Source organism: Rhizobium fabae (assembly GCF_003985135.1).
In the GTDB taxonomy this organism is placed as follows: Bacteria; Pseudomonadota; Alphaproteobacteria; order Rhizobiales; family Rhizobiaceae; genus Rhizobium; species Rhizobium pisi.
In genome coordinates this window covers 31,318-50,546 of sequence record NZ_ML133658.1, presented here as the reverse complement: position 1 = coordinate 50,546, position 19,229 = coordinate 31,318, and the positions used below count along the sequence as shown (strand labels likewise).

General features: G+C 61.5%; 19 protein-coding genes. 13 read left to right on the top strand and 6 right to left on the bottom strand.

From position 1 onward, the window contains the following. Window positions 1-284: 284 nt before the first annotated feature. Window positions 285-1,121: an EamA family transporter gene (locus EFB14_RS25760; protein ID WP_126829419.1), complete on the top strand. Its 837-nt coding sequence runs from the start codon at window positions 285-287 to the stop codon at window positions 1,119-1,121. On the opposite strand, the gene EFB14_RS25755 is transcribed toward EFB14_RS25760, so the two are convergent. Together EFB14_RS25755 and EFB14_RS25750 are read right to left on the bottom strand one after the other, a co-directional pair. Further along, complete coding sequence (locus EFB14_RS25755; RefSeq protein WP_125849116.1) at window positions 1,122-1,955, bottom strand: enoyl-CoA hydratase; 834 nt, start codon at window positions 1,953-1,955, stop codon at window positions 1,122-1,124. A gap of 93 nt (window positions 1,956-2,048) precedes the next feature. Next, a complete protein-coding gene (locus EFB14_RS25750; RefSeq protein ID WP_126829418.1) occupies window positions 2,049-2,279 on the bottom strand; it encodes a DUF1127 domain-containing protein in 231 nt (76 codons plus the stop codon). A gap of 73 nt (window positions 2,280-2,352) precedes the next feature. Here EFB14_RS25750 and EFB14_RS25745 point away from each other — a divergent pair, with 73 nt between their 5' ends. The 6 genes from EFB14_RS25745 (at window position 2,353) to EFB14_RS25720 (ending at window position 7,649) form a co-directional block, all read left to right on the top strand. Beyond that, window positions 2,353-3,252: a LysR family transcriptional regulator gene (locus EFB14_RS25745; protein ID WP_183605064.1), complete on the top strand. Its 900-nt coding sequence runs from the start codon at window positions 2,353-2,355 to the stop codon at window positions 3,250-3,252. Between the two features lie 314 nt (window positions 3,253-3,566). Next, the gene (rplM, locus tag EFB14_RS25740; protein WP_012483399.1) at window positions 3,567-4,031 is read left to right on the top strand and encodes a 50S ribosomal protein L13; all 465 of its coding nucleotides are present in this window, start codon (window positions 3,567-3,569) and stop codon (window positions 4,029-4,031) included. 2 nt (window positions 4,032-4,033) lie between these two features. After that, window positions 4,034-4,501: a 30S ribosomal protein S9 gene (gene rpsI, locus EFB14_RS25735; protein WP_009995734.1), complete on the top strand. Its 468-nt coding sequence runs from the start codon at window positions 4,034-4,036 to the stop codon at window positions 4,499-4,501. Window positions 4,502-4,716: 215 nt separating this feature from the next. Further along, on the top strand, window positions 4,717-5,679 hold the full coding sequence (speB, locus tag EFB14_RS25730) for an agmatinase (RefSeq protein ID WP_125846937.1): 963 nt from the start codon (window positions 4,717-4,719) through the stop codon (window positions 5,677-5,679). A 61-nt stretch (window positions 5,680-5,740) separates the two neighbouring features. Then, window positions 5,741-6,673: an N-acetyl-gamma-glutamyl-phosphate reductase gene (gene argC, locus EFB14_RS25725; RefSeq protein ID WP_126829417.1), complete on the top strand. Its 933-nt coding sequence runs from the start codon at window positions 5,741-5,743 to the stop codon at window positions 6,671-6,673. A 184-nt stretch (window positions 6,674-6,857) separates the two neighbouring features. Beyond that, a complete protein-coding gene (locus EFB14_RS25720; protein ID WP_126829416.1) occupies window positions 6,858-7,649 on the top strand; it encodes a sulfite exporter TauE/SafE family protein in 792 nt (263 codons plus the stop codon). 11 nt (window positions 7,650-7,660) lie between these two features. Here the strand turns inward: EFB14_RS25720 and EFB14_RS25715 are convergent, their stop codons facing one another. After that, complete coding sequence (locus EFB14_RS25715) at window positions 7,661-8,764, bottom strand: COX15/CtaA family protein (protein WP_126829415.1); 1,104 nt, start codon at window positions 8,762-8,764, stop codon at window positions 7,661-7,663. A 115-nt stretch (window positions 8,765-8,879) separates the two neighbouring features. Here EFB14_RS25715 and EFB14_RS25710 point away from each other — a divergent pair, with 115 nt between their 5' ends. Both EFB14_RS25710 and EFB14_RS25705 read left to right on the top strand, forming a co-directional pair. Next, window positions 8,880-9,089 (top strand): DUF2842 domain-containing protein, encoded by a 210-nt coding sequence (locus EFB14_RS25710; protein ID WP_126829414.1) that lies wholly within the window; start codon window positions 8,880-8,882, stop codon window positions 9,087-9,089. A gap of 119 nt (window positions 9,090-9,208) precedes the next feature. After that, a complete protein-coding gene (locus EFB14_RS25705) occupies window positions 9,209-10,450 on the top strand; it encodes a GNAT family N-acetyltransferase (protein ID WP_126829413.1) in 1,242 nt (413 codons plus the stop codon). Between the two features lie 31 nt (window positions 10,451-10,481). On the opposite strand, the gene EFB14_RS25700 is transcribed toward EFB14_RS25705, so the two are convergent. Beyond that, entirely contained in the window at window positions 10,482-12,653 is a 2,172-nt protein-coding gene (locus tag EFB14_RS25700) for a GumC family protein (RefSeq protein WP_126829412.1), read from the bottom strand. Window positions 12,654-12,845: 192 nt separating this feature from the next. On the opposite strand from EFB14_RS25700, the gene EFB14_RS25695 reads away from it, so the two are divergent. From EFB14_RS25695 to EFB14_RS25680, 4 genes are read left to right on the top strand one after another with little or no spacing between them, the layout of a single operon-like run. Beyond that, window positions 12,846-13,421, top strand: coding sequence for a polysaccharide biosynthesis/export family protein (locus tag EFB14_RS25695; protein ID WP_126829411.1), 576 nt, complete (start codon window positions 12,846-12,848; stop codon window positions 13,419-13,421). Between the two features lie 3 nt (window positions 13,422-13,424). Further along, window positions 13,425-14,594, top strand: a complete 1,170-nt coding sequence (locus EFB14_RS25690; RefSeq protein WP_126829410.1) for a glycosyltransferase family 4 protein — start codon at window positions 13,425-13,427, stop codon at window positions 14,592-14,594. A 55-nt stretch (window positions 14,595-14,649) separates the two neighbouring features. Further along, window positions 14,650-16,212 carry an undecaprenyl-phosphate glucose phosphotransferase gene (locus EFB14_RS25685; protein ID WP_126829409.1) on the top strand — a complete coding sequence of 521 codons (1,563 nt, stop codon included), beginning with the start codon at window positions 14,650-14,652 and terminating at the stop codon, window positions 16,210-16,212. Beyond that, the gene (locus tag EFB14_RS25680; RefSeq protein WP_126829408.1) at window positions 16,209-17,444 is read left to right on the top strand and encodes an O-antigen ligase family protein; all 1,236 of its coding nucleotides are present in this window, start codon (window positions 16,209-16,211) and stop codon (window positions 17,442-17,444) included. Before EFB14_RS25685 ends, EFB14_RS25680 begins: the two co-directional genes overlap by 4 nt. A gap of 61 nt (window positions 17,445-17,505) precedes the next feature. On the opposite strand, the gene EFB14_RS25675 is transcribed toward EFB14_RS25680, so the two are convergent. Together EFB14_RS25675 and EFB14_RS25670 are read right to left on the bottom strand one after the other, a co-directional pair. Further along, entirely contained in the window at window positions 17,506-18,339 is an 834-nt protein-coding gene (locus EFB14_RS25675) for a carbohydrate ABC transporter permease (RefSeq protein ID WP_126829407.1), read from the bottom strand. Between the two features lie 5 nt (window positions 18,340-18,344). Then, window positions 18,345-19,229: carbohydrate ABC transporter permease (locus EFB14_RS25670; protein ID WP_164737588.1), on the bottom strand; the 885-nt coding region annotated here is incomplete at its 5' end.

Below are 19,229 nucleotides of genomic sequence, written 5' to 3'. Positions count from 1 at the left end.
GACATTTTCTTTTTTTGTTCCCGATAATGCCGCCTTATGTTCCCGCATCCATTAGAAACATCTCATAGTTGAAAGCGCCGCGTAGATTGAACGCATGTCGCGCGCACGTAAAAATTGCTCCAATGGCGCCCATTGTTCACTTATTGGAAGGATGTCATCCAGTCTGAACGTGGTGCTCGACCACTCCTGTTCATTTTCGTGCAAATCGCAGTTGTCTTTTCAAGAATTTAGGTCGCCTATGGCGAGGCGTATTCTCCTTTTCGTTTCCTTCCGGATTTGCTCCCTTGCCTATCGACGTCATCCTGCTCGTTCTCTTCGGCGCATTGCTGCACGCGACATGGAATGCCATCGTCAAGGCCGGCAGCGATAAATCGCTGGACGCGGCGCTGATCTCGGCCGGCGGCGCGGTTTCGGCGCTGCCGTTCCTTGCCTTCCTGCCGTTGCCGCAAGCCGTCGCCTGGCCGTTCATCGGCGCCTCGGCCATCCTGCAGTTCGCCTATTTCCAGCTGGTCGCCGCCGCTTACCGGACCGGCGATATCGGCCTCGTCTATCCGCTGATGCGCGGCTGCGCGCCGTTGCTGGTTGCCGCGACCAGCGGGTTTATCCTGCATGAAAATCTGTCCCCCGGCGCTCTTGCGGGCATCATGACGCTCTCAGCCGGCGTCCTGACGCTTGCTCTGGAGGCGCGGCACGGCAGCGGCCGTGCCGTCATCTTCTCGCTCGCCAATGCCTGCGTCATCGCCAGCTACACCTATGTTGATGGCATCGGCGCGCGTATTTCCGGCAATGCAGTTTCCTACACGTTGTGGATGTCGCTGTTGCCGCCCGTCCTGTTGTTTGCCTGGGCGGTGTCCCAGCGCGGCAGCGTCGCCGTGGCACGTCATATCCGCCGCAACTGGTGGCGCGGCCTCATCGGCGGCGCGGGCTCGATCGCCTCCTATGGGCTGGCACTCTGGGCAATGACGAAAGCCCCGGTCGCGACCGTTGCCGCCTTGCGCGAAACCGCGATCCTTTTCGCGCTGGTGATCTCGGTCACCGTGTTCAAGGAAAAGGCCAGCATCTGGCGCTACGTCGCCGGCGTCGTCATCGCGGTCGGCGGACTGGTTCTGAAATTGGCGTGATCACTCGCCCTTCCACTCGGGCTTGCGCTTGCCGAGGAAGGCGCCGATCCCTTCCTGCGCATCCTCAGTCAGCATGTTCTCGACCATCACCCGGGCGGTATGGTCATAGGCCGCCTCCACCGGCAGCTCGAGTTGCCGGTAGAAGGCTTCCTTGCCGATCTTCAGGGTCAGAGGCGACTTGCTGGCGATCACCCCGGCATATTTGGCAACCACCTGCGCCAGATATTGCTTCGGCACGATACGGTTGACGAGGCCGAAATCCTTGGCGGTCGAGGCGTCGATCGTTTCGCCGGTCAGCAGCATCTCCATCGCCTGCTTGCGATGGGTGGCACGGGTAACGGCCACCATCGGCGTCGAGCAGAACAGGCCGATGTTGACGCCCGGCGTGCAGAATGTCGAAGTGTCCGTGCAGATCGCCAGATCACAGGAGGCCACCAGCTGACAGCCCGCGGCCGTGGCAAGCCCATCAACCTCGGCGATGACAGGCTTCGGCAGATGCGCGATCTTCAGCATCAGATCGGCGCAGAGCCGGAAGGCTTTCTCAAAGAAGCCGGCGCCCTGGTCTTCATCGGCCCGATGGGCCGTGAGCTCCTTGAGATCATGGCCGGCCGAAAAGACAGTACCGGTCGAGGCGATGACGACGACGCGCACATCCGGATCCGCCTCGGCCGTTTCAAGCGCAGCCATCAGCGCTTCGAGAAGCGCGATCGACAGCACGTTGGTCGGCGGATTGTTGAGTACGAGCCGCAACACGCCGTCCCGCAGCGAGCGGCTCAACAATCCGCCCTCTTCCATCCTGTCTGCGTCCTTCCGGAAGGATACGATCTCGGCCATGACACTGCTCCCTGCGCTCGATTCCAGATAGCCTTTGTGCCACAAGGCAGCGGCAATTTCGAGCGTGATCCGTTCCCGCACAGGCCGCTGCGGTCAAGACCAGAACCATGACTGCGATGCCTCGGTCGTCGCCTCCGCACGCGTCAGGCCGACATCACGAAGTTCGTCATCGGTCAGCTCCAGAAGCGTGCGGCGGCTGCGGCGCTTCTCGAGGTGCCACTCGATCGCCGCGAGCAACCGCCGGCCCCAGCGTATGAACTCGCTGACCTTCGACCGGACGATATCGCCCAATGTCTCCGTGGTCTCGCCTGTTTCCAAAGCCATTTCATCTTCCTTTCGCCAACGCATGAAGGATGCGCTGGAAAATTCCGCGAAGGAAGCTTATGGAAATTATGCGATGCATAAGGATTTCTTTGGTATGGCGCTCAATCTCGATCAGCTCGCGACCTTCGTCAACGTCGCCGATCTCGGAAGCTTTACGGCCGCCGCCGATATGGAAGGACTGACGCAACCGGCCGTCAGCCTGCAGGTCAAGGGGCTCGAGCAGCGGCTTGGCGTCCGGCTGATCGAGCGCGTCGGCCGGCGCGCGCAGCCCACCGCGGCAGGCCTCGACCTGCTTGTGCACGCAAAGCGCCTGCTTCAGGCGTCGGCGGCCGCGGAAGAGGCGATGATGCCATACCGAGATGGCGCGAGCGGCCGCGTGCGCATCGGCAGCGGCGGCACGGCGTCGATCCATCTGCTTCCCCGCGCCATCGCCGCCGCCAGGAAAAGCATGCCCGGTCTCGAAATCACCGTGCACATCGGTAACGCCGACGACATTCTGCACGATCTGGAGGCCAACAGCCTCGATATCGCCGTCGTCGCCATGCCTGCCTCGGGACGGAATTTCGAGATTGAACCGTTCTATGAGGAGGAATTGCTGGCCGTTGCCCCTGCAGGCAGCCTCATGCCCGAAGGCGGGCCGGATGCCGCCTTCATGCGCGAGAGGGCGCTCCTGCTTTATGAGGGAGGCAATACGCGGCGCGCGATCGACGAATGGTTGGCCGCCCCGGATGCCAGGACCCGGCCTGCGATGGAGTTCGGCAGCATCGAGGCGATCAAGGAGCTGGTGGCCGTCGGCCTCGGCTGGTCGATCCTGCCTGGGCTGGCGCTGAAGCGCGAACGCGCCGGCCTCGTGACCACGTCGTCGTTGAAGCCCAGGCTTACGCGCCGGCTTGCCATGGTTCTTCGCCGGGACAAACATCTGACACGCGGCCTTCGCGAAATGATGAAATGCCTGCGCGAGTTCAAAAACTAGGGCTGCGGCTGCGCGTCACGTCCCGCAGGAAAGGCGGCAGAGGCGACGCGAAACAGCCAAACGGGGGCCGGCCGCACCTCATAAATGTGAGGTATTGGAATACCACGCCTGCAACTAATTGTTTTTGCTTGCAATTTTTTCAAGGCACCGGAAGGCTCGATATTGACCCGATGTCACATTCCCTTTATACACCGCGCCAGAACGCAGCCTTTCCGGGCTGCTTTCTTTTTGGCATGCCTCGAGCCTGCCAATCCAAGCAACAAGAAACGCCCTTCAAGCCTTCGGGCCAAGGGTCCTAAAAGAGAGTATTCACTATGGCAACCTTCTCCCAGAAGCCTGCAGAGGTGGAGAAGAAGTGGGTGATCATCGACGCCGAAGGGCTGGTCGTTGGCCGTCTCGCTTCCATCATCGCTATGCGCCTGCGCGGCAAGCACAAGGCAACCTTCACGCCTCACGTTGACGACGGCGACAACGTCATCGTCATCAATGCCGACAAGGTCGTTTTCACCGGCAAGAAGTATTCCGACAAGGTCTACTACTGGCACACCGGTTATGCCGGCGGCATCAAGGAACGCACCGCGCGCCAGATCATCGAAGGCCGCTTCCCGGAGCGCGTCCTCGAAAAGGCCGTCGAACGCATGGTTCCGCGTGGCCCGCTCGGCCGTCGCCAGATGAAGAACCTGCGCGTCTACGCCGGCTCCAACCATCCCCATGAAGCCCAGCAGCCGGTCGCACTCGACGTTGCCGCGCTCAACAAAAAGAACGTAAGGAGCGCCTGATCATGGCTGACCTCTCCTCCCTGAAGGATCTCGGCACGGCTTCGGAAGCTGCCGCTCCGGCCCACGTCCGCAAGGTCGACTCGCTCGGCCGCTCCTACGCGACCGGCAAGCGCAAGAACGCTGTTGCCCGCGTATGGGTTAAGCCGGGCTCCGGCAAGATCATCGTCAACGGCAAGGAATTCGCGGAATATTTCGCTCGTCCGGTGCTGCAGATGATCCTGCGCCAGCCGATCGTTGCGGCTGCCCGTGACGGCCAGTTCGACATCGTCGCAACCGTTGCCGGCGGCGGTCTCTCCGGCCAGGCCGGCGCGGTTCGCCACGGCCTGTCCAAGGCGCTCACCTACTTCGAACCGGGCCTGCGCTCGGTCCTGAAGAAGGGCGGCTTCCTGACCCGCGACAGCCGCGTCGTCGAACGCAAGAAGTACGGCAAGGCAAAGGCCCGCCGCTCGTTCCAGTTCTCCAAGCGTTAATCGCTTCGGACAGACGGAATTCACGAAGGCCGGGGAGACCCGGCCTTTTTGCTTTGTGCCGGTTCGCCTTGTTTCTCCTGCGCCTGCGGCATTCGCACGACGCGCCTGCAAGTGCTTTTGGCGGCCGCTCCATCTCCGATCGCTTGTAATTCGTCGTCCGGTCGCCTACCCGTTGTCGACGCCTTGACCTTTCACGACCGAAAAAGGAGCCCCCCTTGGCGAACAAGACCATCGATCACGCCTTCACGGCGACCAGCCTCACCTCCGCCGCCAGCGACCCGACCTTTGCCGGGGCGCTGTCCTTCATGCGCCGCCGCTTCACCAAGGAACTCGCTGGCGTCGACGTCGCCGTCTGGGGTATTCCCTTCGATGCCGCGACATCGAACAGGCCGGGCACGCGCTTCGGGCCGCAGGCGATCCGGCGCGCCTCGGCGATCTTCGACAATGATGCGCAGTATCCCTTCCACCGCGATCTCTTCGCCGACATGGCCGTGATCGACTACGGCGATTGCCTGCTCGATTACGGCAACCATCAGGATACGCCTGCCGCCATCGAGCGCCAGGCGAACGTCATCCTCGACAGCGGCGCCTTCCTGCTGACGCTCGGCGGCGACCACTACGTCACCTGGCCGCTGCTGAAAGCCCATGTGGCAAAACATGGACCGCTGGCGCTCGTGCAGTTCGACGCGCACCAGGACACATGGTTCGACGAGGAGCGGCGCATCGACCATGGCTCCTTCGTGGCGCGGGCCGCCCGCGAGGGCATCATCGATCCCGACCGCTCGATCCAGATCGGCGTCCGCACCCATGCGCCCGAGGATTGCGGCGTCAATATCCTTTACGGTCACCAGCTCGAGGATATGAGTGCCGGCGACATCGCCTCGGCGATCATCTCTCATACGCGCGGCGCGCCTGCCTATCTCACCTTCGATATCGATTGCCTCGATCCGGCCTTTGCGCCGGGCACCGGCACACCGGTGGCCGGCGGGCCGTCGAGCGCCAAGATCCTCTCGGTGCTGCAGCGCCTGCACCAGCTCGATATACGCGGCGCCGATGTCGTCGAGGTGTCGCCGCCTTACGACCATGCCGATATCACCGCCATTGCGGGGGCAACAGTGGCGATGTATATGCTGGGGCTTCATGCGGAGCGACGCGCCATCGCCGTGTCACAAGGCTGACTTATCATCGCTCAAACTGAATCCGGAAAAATTCATAACCCATTGAAAGCGCAGGTTTAACATGGCACCGAAAATCTTCATCGACGGCGAACACGGCACGACGGGTCTGCAGATCCGCACGCGCATGGCAGGCCGCCGCGATGTGGAGCTTTTGTCCATTCCCGAGGCTGAGCGGCGCAACGCCGCCCTGCGCGAGGACATGCTGAACAGCGCCGACATTGCCATTCTCTGCCTGCCCGACGACGCCTCCAAGGAAGCGGTCCAGATGGTTTCGGCCAACAACAATGTGCGCGTCATCGACACCTCGACCGCCTTCCGCGTCAATCCCGGCTGGGCCTATGGCTTTGCCGAAATGGACAGCGCACAGGCCGACAGGATCAAGGCTGCCCGCTTCGTCGCCAATCCAGGCTGCTACCCCACGGGAGCAATCGGCCTCCTCCGGCCGCTGCGCACTGCCGGCATTCTGCCGGACGGTTATCCCGTTACAGTCAACGCGGTCTCCGGCTATACCGGTGGCGGCAAACAAATGATCGCGCAGATGGAAAATCCGGATCACCTCGATGCGATCACCGCGCCGCATTTCCTCTACGGCCTGCCGCTCACCCATAAACACGTGCCCGAGATGACCGTGCACGGCCTGCTCGATCGTGCGCCGATCTTCTCGCCGTCGGTCGGCAAGTTCGCGCAAGGGATGATCGTGCAGGTACCGCTGCATCTCGGCGATCTCGCCGAGGGCACGACGATGGAGAGCATCCATGCCGCGCTCGTCTCCCATTATGCCGGCCAAGACATCGTTCATGTCGTGCCGCTCGCGGAAAGCAAGGCGCTGCCCCGCGTCAACGCTGTCGAACTCGAAGGCAAGGACACAATGAAGCTCTTCGTCTTCGGCACATCGGGCGGTTCGCAGGTGAACCTCGTGGCGCTGCTCGACAACCTCGGCAAAGGGGCCTCCGGCGCCGCCGTCCAGAACATGGACCTGATGCTCGCCTCGTAAGGCCTGAGCGGCGGCATCGACGTGATGCGCGTTCGAGCTTCTCGTCGATCTCATCATCATGATTCTTCTCGCGGTCGCCTGCCTCGGCGGCCGCACATCGCTTTCGGCTCGATCATCGGCGACGGTTAAGCTATGAAAGTGGACCTTCCCAGCCTGCGTTCCCCGAATCACGGAGCCTGATGTCATGACGCTCGATGCGCTCGTCGATGGCGCGCACGCATGGTTTACCGCCGCCCTGCCCGACCACGGCATCTACGCGCTGATGGCCTTTGCCTTCATCGCCGGGCTCGCGCGCGGCTTTTCGGGGTTTGGCGCTGCACTGATCTTCGTTCCGCTCGGCGGTGCGATCGTCGGCCCGAAAATGATCTCGCCGATCCTGCTTGTCATCGACGGCATTGCGTCATTGGGGATGATTCCGCCGGCCTGGCGCGGCGCTAACCGGCAAGAAGTCTTCGTCATGGCGGCAGGCGCTACTCTCGGCATCCCGGCCGGCACGGCGATACTGGCCCTGCTCGATCCGCTGGTCCAACGCTGGAGCATTACGCTCATCGCCATCAGCCCGCTTGCGCTGCTGGTATCGGGATGGCGCTACCATGGGGAGCCGACCGCACCGCTTACCAGCGGCGTCGGGCTGATCGCCGGGCTTTTCAGTGGCGCCGCGCAGCTCGGCGGGCCGCCGGTTGTCGCCTATTGGCTCGGCGGCAAAAGCGACTTCACCCGCGTCAGGGCGAATGTCGTGCTCTATTTCTCGATTTCGAGCGTCGTCAGCGCCATCAGCTATTATTTCGGCGGACTGTTCGTGCCTGCCGTCTTCGCGCTCACCGTCGTCATCCTGCCGAGTTATGCGGTCGGGCTCTATGGCGGCTCGAAACTGTTCGGTCTCGCCGAAGAGCGGACCTTCCGCATCGCCTGCTACGTCCTGATCGCTGCCGCCGCTATCATCGGCATGCCGCTGCTCGACGGCGTGCTGCGCTAAGCCTGCTCGCTTCAATCGCGCTCGGCGATCACTGTCTCGTGCGGATATTCGCCGTAGTACCCGCGCCAGTTGGCGACGGCGAAACCGAAAACAACAAGTGCGCCGGCCTGGTGCAGCAGGCCCCAGTGAAGCGGCACCTGCATCAGCAGCGTGGCGACACCGATTGCCGCCTGCAACGTCACCAGCGAAAAGAGCAGGGCGGCGCGGCGTGCATGGGTGGTCCAAGGCGCTGCGCGAAGGGCGATCACCATGTTGATCAGCGTCAATGCAAAGAGCGTATAGGCGCCGATGCGGTGGATGAACTGCACCGTCTTCGGGTTCTCGAAGGCATTGATCCAGAAGGGCTGCTGGATCAGCAGGTCCGAAGGGATAATGGCGCCATCCATCAGCGGCCAGGTATTGTAGGAAAAGCCGGCATCGAGCCCTGCCACCAGCGCGCCGAGATAGATCTGGAACAGCGCAAAGATGGCGATTACTGCGGCAAAGCCGCGCGAGCTTCGCGCCGGTGCCGGATCGTCCGAATGCCTGGAGAGACCGCGCATAATCCACATGCAGCTGGCAAAGATCAGGCAGGCCATGACGAGATGGGTCGCCAGCCTGTACTGGCTGACATCAGTGCGGACGGCAAGGCCCGAGGAGACCATCCACCAGCCGATGAAACCTTGCAGCCCGCCGAGCGCCAGGATGCCGACGAGCGGCCAGCGCAGGCGCTTCTCGATTCGCCCCGTCAGCCAGAAATAGATAAGCGGCAGCGCGAAGATCACGCCGATGCCGCGCGCAATCAGCCGGTGCGCCCATTCCCACCAGAAGATGCCCTTGAACTCGTCGACCGTCATGGAGCTGTTCAATTGCTGAAATTCGGGAATGCGCTGGTAGAGACGGAATTCCTCCTCCCATTCGGCAGCCGACAGCGGCGGGATGACGCCGTGGATCGGCTTCCATTCGGTGATCGACAGGCCGGAATTGGTCAGCCGCGTGGCACCGCCGACGAGCACGAGACAGAAGAGCGCCAGAAGCACGAAGCCAAGCCAGAGGCGAACGGCGCGTCGGTCGCGGTTCTGCTTGCGCACTTCGCTCAGGATCGCCTGTTCCGTGGTAAGGTTCGCGACGGCCATGATGTCTCCTTCTAATCCGGCAGTTGATTTGCCCCACCGGCTCATGCAAAACAAGCCCCGAACCTTTGCGGCATGCCGTCGCGCCGGCTCGCCCCTCCATTGCAAGAGATAACCGATGCCCGTCCGCCTCCGCAAATTCATCGGCACGATTCTCATCATCGTGCTCGTGCTCGTCTATGCGCTGGTGGCGAACACGATCGCGGTGGCAACGCTCGGCAACGCGCCCTGGTGGGGACATCTGCTTTATTTCCTGCTCACCGGCCTGCTCTGGGTCTTGCCGGCGATGATGATCATCAAATGGATGGCCGGACCGCGGCAGCAGTGAGACCATTAACGGCCGAATAACCGTGATCGGCGGAAAACCTCGCCCGTCGCGTGCAGTTAAACCAAATATACGTCCTGCATCCCTACTTTCCGCTCAGTATTCTTGACCGGAGAACACCCTTGCAGACGCAAAAGCTCGATGTTCATGAACAGCCGTCAGACGGAGTGGCGCTGGCCGACACGGCCATTTCCCGCCTGCGCCAGCTGAGCATGAAACTCGCCATGGCCGAAATTGACATCAGCGTTTTCGACAGCATGCAGCCGCTGGAGGACGACTGGCGGGCGCTGGAGCGCGACAATCTTCAATCCTTGCATCAAAGCTACGACTGGTGCGCCGCCTGGGTGAGCGCCTTTCAGCGTCCGCTTGCGATCCTTAAGGGCACCTATGACGGTCAGACCGCTTTCATTCTGCCGGTCGAGATCGTCAAGTCCCGCGGGCTTTCCGTCGCGAAGTTCATCGCCGCCGACCACAGCAACATCAATACCGGCCTGTTTTCCGAGAGTTTTGCAGAGAGCGGCGGCAGCATCGACGCCGACAAGTTCGCCGGCCAGCTCCAGCACGCGCTGAAGGGCCGGGCCGATCTTCTGTTGCTGCAGAACATCCCGCTGGAATGGCGCGAGCGGCAGACCCCACTCACGGGGCTCCCAATGGTGCAGAACCAAAATCACGCCTACCAGCTGCCGTTCCACTCCACTTTCGAGGAAACGCTGAAGCAGCTCAACGCCAAGGGCCGGCGCAAGAAATTCCGCGTTCAATCGAAGCGTCTGGAGGCAGCCGGCGGTGTCGAATACGTCATTCCCGAGACATCGGAAGAACAGCACTACCTGCTCGATACGTTCTTCCGCCTGAAGAGCGTTCGCTTCGCCAACCTCGGCCTGCCCGACGTCTTCGCCGACAAGGAGACCCGAGCCTTCCTGCACGGCCTCCTCGACAAACGCGATGATGCCAACCGATATTTCGGGCTGCAGATGCATGTGCTCCGGCTCAAGGGCGAAAACCTGGGCCGCATCGCCGCGATTTCAGGGATCTCGCGCAAGGGCGACCACATCATCTGCCAGTTCGGCGCGATCGACGAAGAACTCGTGCCGGATACGAGCCCCGGCGAGTTCCTTTATTGGCAGACCATCTCGGGACTGCATGGCAAGGGTGTCGCGCTGTTCGATTTCGGCCTGGGCGACCAGATCTACAAGCGTTCCTGGGCGCCGGTCGAGACCGCGCATTACGACGTCGTGCTGCCGGTTTCGCCGTTCGGCATCGTCGGTGGCGCCGCGCACCGGATCGTCACCCGCGGTAAGGCGCATATCAAGGCGCGCCCGAAGCTCTATAAATTCGCCCAGGGCATCCGCGCCCGGATCGGCTGAATGCCAGGCGCTTCGCATCGAATTTGATTCATCAGGCGGCCCGGCCGAGCATCTGCTCGGTCCCCTCGCCGCCCGACATCAGCACGACGCGCTCATAGCCGGCCGCCTGGAATTCCGTCATCAGCGTCACGAAAATCGTCTCCTCGACCTCCGGCAGCGAGAGGATGATCTCGATGTCCCGGCTGTGGGTCAGCCGCGAAACGCCGGCGAGATCGGCCGCACCGCATTCGACCACCACCAGGTCATAGGCGGCGGCGAGCGCATCGAGCAGAAGCGACAGCCTGTCGACGCCGCGCATGGCACGGCGCACGTCGCTCTGGCCCTGTGGGATCAGATGGGCATCGGAAAGGCGGTCACTGTGGATCGTGTCGCCGAAGGCGGCCTCACCGCAAAGCAGATCGGTAACTCCAAAGGCGGACCGGTCCTCGGCCATCAGGTCGGTCGGGCATCCGGAACCGGTCATGTCGATCAGGATCACGCGGCGGCCGGCATGGGCGAGCATGCGGGTCAACGAAACCGTTGCGGTCGAGCCGTTGTCACCGGTCGGGGATATGGCGATCGCCAGCGGCGCGCGGCTGCCTGTGAGATAATCCGCAACGGAAGCAACCGAGAATTCATTGTCGTCGTCCGGCGCCTCCTCGGCAGCCTTGACTGCCTCGACGGCGTCATCCTCTTCCGCGACAATGGCGAGCATGCTCGGCTGGACGAGTTTTCTGACAGCCTTGGCGACGACCGGAGCCGCCTCCGGCACATGCTCTTCCTCGATGGTTTTGCCCTCCTCGGTCAGCTTCGGGGAAACATCCACGGGGCGCAGCGCCCGACCGCTGAAGAGTTCGGCCAGCATGATGACGATGGCGCTGATGATTAACGTCGCGACGGCCGCGACGATGACGATGGGCACGACCTTCGGGAAATAGGGATCGACCGGCTCGATCGCCCTCGAAACGATGCGGGCGTCGGCGGGGCTCGAATTGGCGTCGGCGCGGGAAGCGGCCTCGCGGTAGCGCACCAGATAGGTTTCGAGCAGCTGGCGCTGGGCGGTCGCCTCGCGTTCCAGCGCGTTGAGGCCGACCTCGTCCTCACCGGCGCGGGCGCTGGTGGCCTGCACCGTGTCCGACTGGCGTTCGAGCTCCTTCGCCCTCAGATCCGCGACCTTGGCTTCATTCTCGATGCTCGCCAGGATCTTCTGCGTCTCCTGGCGGATCTGGGTGCGGATGTCGGAGAGCTGGGCGCGCAGGCTTTTCAGCCGCGGGTGATTGTTGAGAAGGCTGGTCTGCAGGTCCGAGATCTGCGACTGCAGGCCGGATTCCGTTCCCTTCAGCCGCTGGATCGCCTGCGAAGACATGATGTCTGGCAGCGTATCGAACGCCTCGCCCGAAGATAGTGCATTGCGCACCGACTGCGCCCTCGCCTCGGCATTGGCCTTGTCGCCCCGCACGCGGGTCAGCTCGGCGGAAATGTCGTTCAATTGCTGGGCGGGAAAGGTGGTCGTGCCGTTCGTCTGCAACAGCCCGTGTGTTGTGCGATATTCGGCGACCTTCTTTTCGGCTTCGCTGACCTTCTGGCGCAGGCCTTCGATCTCCGGCTGCAGCCAGCGCGTCGCCTCGGAGTTTGAATCGAGCTTGGCGCCGCTCTGGGTCGAAAGATAGACATTCGCCATGGCATTCGGAATGGCGGCGGCGAGCTTCGGGTCCTTCGAGGTGAAATTGATGCCGATGACGCGCGAACCCGGTACCTGATAGACCTGCAGACGCTGGATGAATGCGTCGATGATGCGCTCTTCGGGCGGGTTTTCCAGCGGGTTCTTCTTCAGATGCAGCTTCACGAGAATGCTGCTCATGGCCGAGCCGTTGGCTGCATCGTCGAATTCCGGCAGGTTATAGAGCTTCAGGTCGTTGATGACCTTTTTGAGAAGATCGGCCGATTGGAGAAGCTGTACCTGGCTCGCGATATTCAATTCGTCCATCAGCGGGCCGGCGCTGGCATCGTTGACCTGCTGTGTATTGGCGAAAGCCGGCGCGCGGGGTTCGATGAGGAGGCGTGTTTCGCTGCGATATTGCGGCGACATGATCTTGGCGCCGGCAAAGGCGACGCCCGCCGCCACTAGGGTAATCGCCAAAATCCTGAGACGGCGGGCCCAGACCGCACGGACCAGCTGGCCAAGGTCGATGTCCACATCCTGATCACGAGCTACGCCGGACATGCTCTTACTCCACAACAAAGGTGCCGCAAGCGTAAACGACCATGGTAACTCAACGGTTAATGGCAATCTCGCCAGAAAATGACTGATGATCTCAGGAGGAACCCGGGAAATTACATGCGTCCTTTACCGGGCATTAACCCTAACGGATCGATAACGACTTCACCGAGTTCATTTTCTGTGAGCACAAAGCGGATGTCATTCGCCCCGCCTAAGATCCTGTTGGCCCTGAGCCTTGCAGCCATGACGGCAGCATTGGGCGGCTGTACGACGTACAAGCCGGCCCCTAAGGCCTTCAACGAGGCGACGATCCAGCCCTATACGCTCGACAGCGGCGATCGGCTGCGCATTACCGTCTTCGACCAGCAGAGCCTGACCAACACCTATACGGTGGACCAGGCCGGCTATATCGCCTTCCCCCTCATCGGCCAGGTCCCTGCCCGCGGCCGAACTCTGCAGCAACTTTCGGGGCAGATCGCCCAGAAACTGCAGCAGGGCTACCTTCGCGATCCCGATGTCACCATCGATGTCGATCGCTACCGCTCGATCTTCCTCATGGGCGAAGTCGGCCAGCCCGGCCAATATGCCTATGTTCCCGGGATGACGGTACAGAACGCCATCGCGGTTGCCGGCGGCTTCACCAACCGCGCCAACCAGAGCATGGTCGACGTCACCCGCAAGATCAACGGACAGGTGCTGACCGGCCGCGTCAACATATCGGGGCCGATCATTGCAGGCGATACGATCTACGTTCGCGAACGGCTATTCTGAGCGATGGAAGAACAGCCGCCGCTCCGCATCCTCCATTGCTTCAGGTCGCCGGTCGGCGGGATCTTCCGCCATGTCCGCGATCTCGTCGAGGAGCATAGCAAGGCCGGTCATGAAATCGGCATTCTCTGCGACAGCTCGACCGGCGGCGAGTATGAGGATCGTCTGTTCGACGATATTCGTCCCTTTCTCTCGCTCGGCCTGACACGCGTTCCGATCCGGCGCTCGATCAGCCCGTCCGATATTGCGACGATGTGGGATACATACAAGAAAATCAAAAGTTTGCGGCCGGATGTGCTGCACGGACACGGCGCCAAAGGCGGCGTGCTCGCGCGACTTGCCGGCTCAGCGTTGCGGGTGAACAGGTATCGCGTAGCCCGCCTCTATACCGCGCATGGCGGAAGCCTGCATTATTCGCGCTCTTCGCTCGGTGGACAATTCGTCCTCAGAATGGAGCGCCTGCAGGAATATTTCACCGATGCGCTGGTCTTCATCTGCGAATACGAGCGCGACACCTATGCACGCAAGGTCGGCCGGCCGCGGACGAAGACGAGACTGATCTATAACGGCATCGGCGAGCGTGAATTCGAGCCGATCTATACCCGGTCGGATGCCGTCCATTTCATCTATGTCGGAATGCTCCGGGACCTCAAGGGTCCCGATCTGTTTATCGATGCCTTCGCCAAGACCGAGCGGCTGCTCGGCAGGCCGCTTTCGGCGCTGATGATCGGCGACGGACCCGACCGCGATCGCTACCGCGAGATGATGGTCGAGCGCGGCCTCGGTAAACGTATCGGCATGCTGCCGGCGATGCGCATCCATGAAGCCTTCGCCATGGCGCAGAATCTCGTCGTTCCCTCGCGCGCCGAAGCCATGCCCTATATCGTGCTCGAAGGACTCGGCGCCGGCAAGACGATCATCGCCAGCCGCGTCGGCGGCATCCCCGAGGTGCTCGGCAAGGGCAGCGCAGCACTTGTGGAGCCCGGCAATTCCGACGATCTTGCCCGCGTCATGGCGGAAACGCTGAGCACGCCCGGCTGGCATGCCAAGACGATGCCCTCGCCTGAAGCGGTAAAGGCCGTGTTTTCCTCGAGCGTCATGGCCCGCGATGTCCTGAAATTGTACTATGAACTGGTCAATCCCGCTGCCGGCCAAGCAATACCCATCGCCTCGTAAATATTTCTTAGGGGCTTGCTGCTATTTCGCTTGTGACAACGAGCGATAAAACCCCATGAACAAGTTGGAAAAGAGCGATCAATTCGACGTGGAAGCACTGCGCAAGCAGGTTTCCGACATCGAAGTGCGCGGCGACACGGCTCAGGAGAAACCTTCCGAGCCGACAGAGATCAATCCTTATGCCCGGCAGATCGCCGAACAATTCCGCGACGGACCCTATTCGCCTGTCATCATCATCGGGCAATTGCGGCTGCTGGAATTCCTGGCGCTCTTCGCCATCGCCCTGATCGCCCACATTTTCTGGCCCGGCGACGGGGGCGACTCGCTGTTGGCGCGGACGGGGATGGCGGCAATCGCCTCGGCTCTGACCGTCATCGCCCTACAGCTTGCCGACACCTACACCATTCCCGCGCTTCGGGCCAAGCTCAGGCTGATGCCGCGCATCCTCGCTTCCTGGACGATCGCGCTTGTCCTGACCGCCGGTCTATCCGCGCTGGTCCGCGGGACGACATGGGCGATGTTCGATGCCTACATTCCCTGGTTCGTCGCAGGCGCGCTCTTTCTCGCGGCCGAGCGCTTCCTCGTCGCCTACGGCATCCGTAACTGGGCGCGCAATGGCATCATGGAGCGGCGCGCGGTCATCGTCGGCGGCGGCGAACCGGCCAAGGACCTGATCCGCATCCTCGAGCAGCAGGACGACAACGACATCCGCATCTGCGGCATCTTCGACGACCGCGGTGAGAAGCGCTCGCCGATCATGGTCGCCGGCTATCCGAAGCTCGGCACCGTAGCCGAACTCGTCGAATTCGTGCGGTTGACGCGCATCGACATGCTGATCATCGCCCTGCCGCTTTCGGCCGAGGCGCGTATTTTCGATCTCCTGAAGAAGCTCTGGATTCTGCCGGTCGATATCCGCCTTGCCGCGCACGCCAACCGGCTGCGTTTCAGGCCGCGCGCCTATTCGCATGTCGGCTCGGTGCCGATGCTCGACATTTTCAAGAAGCCGATCCGTGACTGGGATTCCGTCGCCAAGCGCGGCTTCGACATCTTCTTCACCGTGATCGCGCTTTCGCTGCTCTGGCCGCTGATGCTGGTGACTGCGGTCGCCATCAAGGCGACATCGGAAGGCCCTGTTTTCTTCATGCAGAAGCGCCACGGCTTCAACAATGAAGTCATCAACGTCTTCAAGTTCCGCTCGATGTACACCAACATGGGCGACCCTACAGGCAAGGCCGCGGTAACCAAGGGCGATCCGCGCGTCACTCGTGTCGGCCGCTTCATCCGCAAGACCTCGATCGACGAACTGCCGCAGCTTTTCAACGTGCTGAGAGGCGATCTGTCGCTCGTCGGCCCCCGCCCGCACGCGGTTCTCGCCCAGGCCCGCGACCGCGCCTTCGGCGATGTCGTCGAGGGTTATTTCGCCCGCCACCGCGTCAAGCCCGGCGTTACCGGCTGGGCGCAGATCAACGGCTGGCGCGGTGAAGTGGATAATGACGAGAAGATCAAATTCCGCACCGCCTACGACCTTTATTATATCGAAAACTGGTCGCTGTGGTTCGACCTCAAGATCCTGTTCCTGACGCCCATCCGGCTGCTGAATACGGAAAACGCCTATTGAGCGCGATCGAGGCGACATATCCCCGTGTCGCCCAGCCGCAGCGGATGACGCTGCGCCTGATCGGCTCGGCCTTCGTCGCTTTCGGCGTCTTTCTTTCCGGCTTCGTCATCGACGAACCGGCACCCTATGAACTCTGGATGGCAGGGCTGGTCGGCCTGTGGTTCATTCTCGGCCTCAAGATTTCGCGCGGCGTAGCGCCGCTGCTTGCCCTGCTCCTCACCTTCAATATCGGCGGCATGCTGTCGCTGACGCAGATGAAGGATCTGGCGACCGGGCCGATGTATATCGCCGTCTCTACCTTTCTGGCGCTGACGGCGGTCTTTTATGCGGCAATCATCGAGGACAGCCACAAGCGGCTGCCGCTGATGTTCAACGCCTGGACCTTCGCCGCCGCCGCCACGTCGGCGCTCGGCGTGCTCGGTTATTTCCACGCCTTTCCGGGCTCCGAAGTCTTCACGCTCTACGACCGCGCCAAGGGCGCCTTCCAGGATCCGAACGTCTTCGGCCCGTTCCTGGTGCCGCCCTCGCTCTATCTTATCCACGGCATTCTGGTCGGCGACCTGAAGAAAGCGCCCTTGAAAGCGGCCGCCCTGCTCGTGCTTGCACTCGGCATCTTCCTTTCCTTCTCGCGCGCCGCCTGGGGCCTCTTCGCCCTTGGCGGCGTGCTATTGATCTTCCTCATGCTGCTGAAAGAGCGCAGCGGCGCCTTTCGCTTGCGGGTCCTGATCCTGTCGCTGGCTGCGATCATCATGCTGGTCGCCTCGCTGCTAGTGGCGCTGCAGATCCCGAAGGTCGCCGGACTGTTTTCGGCGCGCGCCCAGCTGGTACAGCAGTATGACGGCGAGCATCTCGGCCGCTTCGAGCGCCACCGGATCGGCTTCACCATGATGATGGAGCGCCCGTTCGGCATCGGGCCGTTGGTGTTTGGCACGATGTTTCCCGAGGACGAGCATAATATCTGGCTGAAATCGCTCACCACCTATGGCTGGCTCGGCTTCGTCAGCTATGTCGGCATGCTACTCTGGACGATCACCATCGGCTTCCGCAACCTGCTGCTGGACCGGCCCTGGCAACCCTTCCTTATGATCGCCTGGATTTCCGTTTTCGGCCATGCGGCGATCGGCAACGTCATCGACATTGACCATTGGCGCCATGTCTACCTGCTGCTCGGCACGGTCTGGGGCTGTGCGGCACTGGAAGCGCGCCATAAGCGCGGCCGAAGCCCCAAATGAGCGGCGTGAGGTCTTGCCGCCTAGCGTATCAGCCTGAAAGTCAATCGATTTTCGGGGCTGTCTATTTCGTCGCTCCTGCCGTCAGGCCGGCAATAAACCGCCGCTGGAAAACGAGATAGGTCAGGATCAGCGGAGCAATGACTATCACCGCACCAGCGGTCAGAACCGGCGTATTGACGGTGTAGCGTCCCTGGAAAAACAGCATGCCGAGGGGCAGCGTCCGATAGGCGTCGTCGTTGACGAGAATGAAGGGAATGAGAAACTCGTTCCAGGTCCATATGAACAGGAACAGCGCCAGTGTCGACATTGCCGGCACCATGAGCGGGATGACGATCTTCCGCAGGATGTAGAAGCGCCCGGCGCCATCCAGAACCGCCGCTTCGAGAATTTCATCTGGCAATTGCTGCATCGCGCTGGCGAGGAAGATCGTGGAAAATGGTATCGACATCGCGATCTGCGGCACGATCACAGCCGCATAGGTATTGATCAAGCCGAGATACCGCATCTCATAATAAAGCGGGATGATGAAGGCTTCGGCCGGCACCATCATGCCGATTGTCAGGATGCCAAACAGCGTGCGGCGGAGCGGGAATGACAGATAGGCGAAGGCAAAGCCCGTCAGCAGGCCCAGGAAGACGCTTGCCGCAACGACGGGTATGACAACGATGATCGAATTCCAGAAGTAGATGTTGAAATGCCCGGCGCTCCAGGCATCGACGTAATTTTCGAAATGCGGATATGCGGGTAAGGCGAATGCCCCCTTCAGGACGTCGGCCTTGCTCTTTATCGACGTCAGAAGCAGAAGCAGGAACGGTGTGATCGTTACGAAAGCGAGAAGCCAGAGGATAATGCGAAACGATAGCGCTGCGGCGGGGATGTTAGACGAACGGCTCATCAAGCCTATCCTTTATTCTGCGAGCCCACCAACCGGTGAATTGCATAGTTGATTGCGAATGTCAGGAGCGCGCCGACAATGGCGATGGCCGCCGCGGCACCGAACCGATTGAGTTCGAAGCCGAGCTGATACATGTAGATATTCGGCACGAGCGTCGCATTGGCAGGCCCGCCCCGGGTCATCGTGAAAATCAGGTCGAAGCTTTTGATCGACGCGATGACCGTCAAGAGCAGAACCACCCTTATCTCAGGCATCAGAAGCGGCAGCGTTATCCAGAAAAAGGTCTTTCGCGCCGAAGCGCCGTCGACCTTGGCAGCATCGAAAAGCGATGGGTCGATGCGCTGAATTCCGGTCAGGAAAATGACCATGCAAAAACCGAAGAAGTACCAGGTCGCGACGATCCCGACCGCGGGAAGAACGAAGTCGAAATCTCCCAGCCATGGGAGTGCGAACGCGCCCAAGCCCACCGCTCTCAGAAACTGATTGAATGGGCCAAATGCGGGATTGTAGAGCCACGCCCAGATGATGCCCAACACCGCCGTCGGCATGATATAAGGCAGGAACAGGAACGTACGCAGGGCAAGCTGTTCGCGCTGCTTCAGATTCCAGACGCACGCAGCAAGGGCTATGCCGAGCACGAGCGGCAGGACACAATAGAAAATCATCAGCTCGGCATTGTTGCGCAAGGCAATATAAAAACGATCATCGGAAAAGAGATCGACATAATTGCCGAGGCCAACCCACTTGGGCACAGTGAGGCCGTCCCAGCTGGTCAGACTCAGTCCCAAAGCCGCGACAATCGGCCCGAAGACGAAAGCCGCATAAAGCAGCAATCCAGGCAATAAATAGATCCAACTGGTATGATCAGAGCCATCAAGTGGGGAGCGCTT

Excerpts from the sequence above, each read along its gene's own strand:
- EFB14_RS25745 (WP_183605064.1), top strand. The coding sequence starts at position 2,353 with ATGCATAAGGATTTCTTTGGTATGGCGCTCAATCTCGATCAGCTCGCG.
- EFB14_RS25675 (WP_126829407.1), bottom strand. The coding sequence starts at position 18,339 with ATGAGCCGTTCGTCTAACATCCCCGCCGCAGCGCTATCGTTTCGCATT.
- EFB14_RS25750 (WP_126829418.1), bottom strand. The coding sequence starts at position 2,279 with ATGGCTTTGGAAACAGGCGAGACCACGGAGACATTGGGCGATATCGTC.
- EFB14_RS25685 (WP_126829409.1), top strand. The coding sequence starts at position 14,650 with ATGAACAAGTTGGAAAAGAGCGATCAATTCGACGTGGAAGCACTGCGC.
- EFB14_RS25720 (WP_126829416.1), top strand. The coding sequence starts at position 6,858 with ATGACGCTCGATGCGCTCGTCGATGGCGCGCACGCATGGTTTACCGCC.
- argC (WP_126829417.1), top strand. The coding sequence starts at position 5,741 with ATGGCACCGAAAATCTTCATCGACGGCGAACACGGCACGACGGGTCTG.
- EFB14_RS25700 (WP_126829412.1), bottom strand. The coding sequence starts at position 12,653 with ATGTCCGGCGTAGCTCGTGATCAGGATGTGGACATCGACCTTGGCCAG.
- rpsI (WP_009995734.1), top strand. The coding sequence starts at position 4,034 with ATGGCTGACCTCTCCTCCCTGAAGGATCTCGGCACGGCTTCGGAAGCT.
- EFB14_RS25695 (WP_126829411.1), top strand. The coding sequence starts at position 12,846 with ATGTCATTCGCCCCGCCTAAGATCCTGTTGGCCCTGAGCCTTGCAGCC.
- EFB14_RS25690 (WP_126829410.1), top strand. The coding sequence starts at position 13,425 with ATGGAAGAACAGCCGCCGCTCCGCATCCTCCATTGCTTCAGGTCGCCG.
- EFB14_RS25755 (WP_125849116.1), bottom strand. The coding sequence starts at position 1,955 with ATGGCCGAGATCGTATCCTTCCGGAAGGACGCAGACAGGATGGAAGAG.
- EFB14_RS25710 (WP_126829414.1), top strand. The coding sequence starts at position 8,880 with ATGCCCGTCCGCCTCCGCAAATTCATCGGCACGATTCTCATCATCGTG.
- EFB14_RS25715 (WP_126829415.1), bottom strand. The coding sequence starts at position 8,764 with ATGGCCGTCGCGAACCTTACCACGGAACAGGCGATCCTGAGCGAAGTG.
- rplM (WP_012483399.1), top strand. The coding sequence starts at position 3,567 with ATGGCAACCTTCTCCCAGAAGCCTGCAGAGGTGGAGAAGAAGTGGGTG.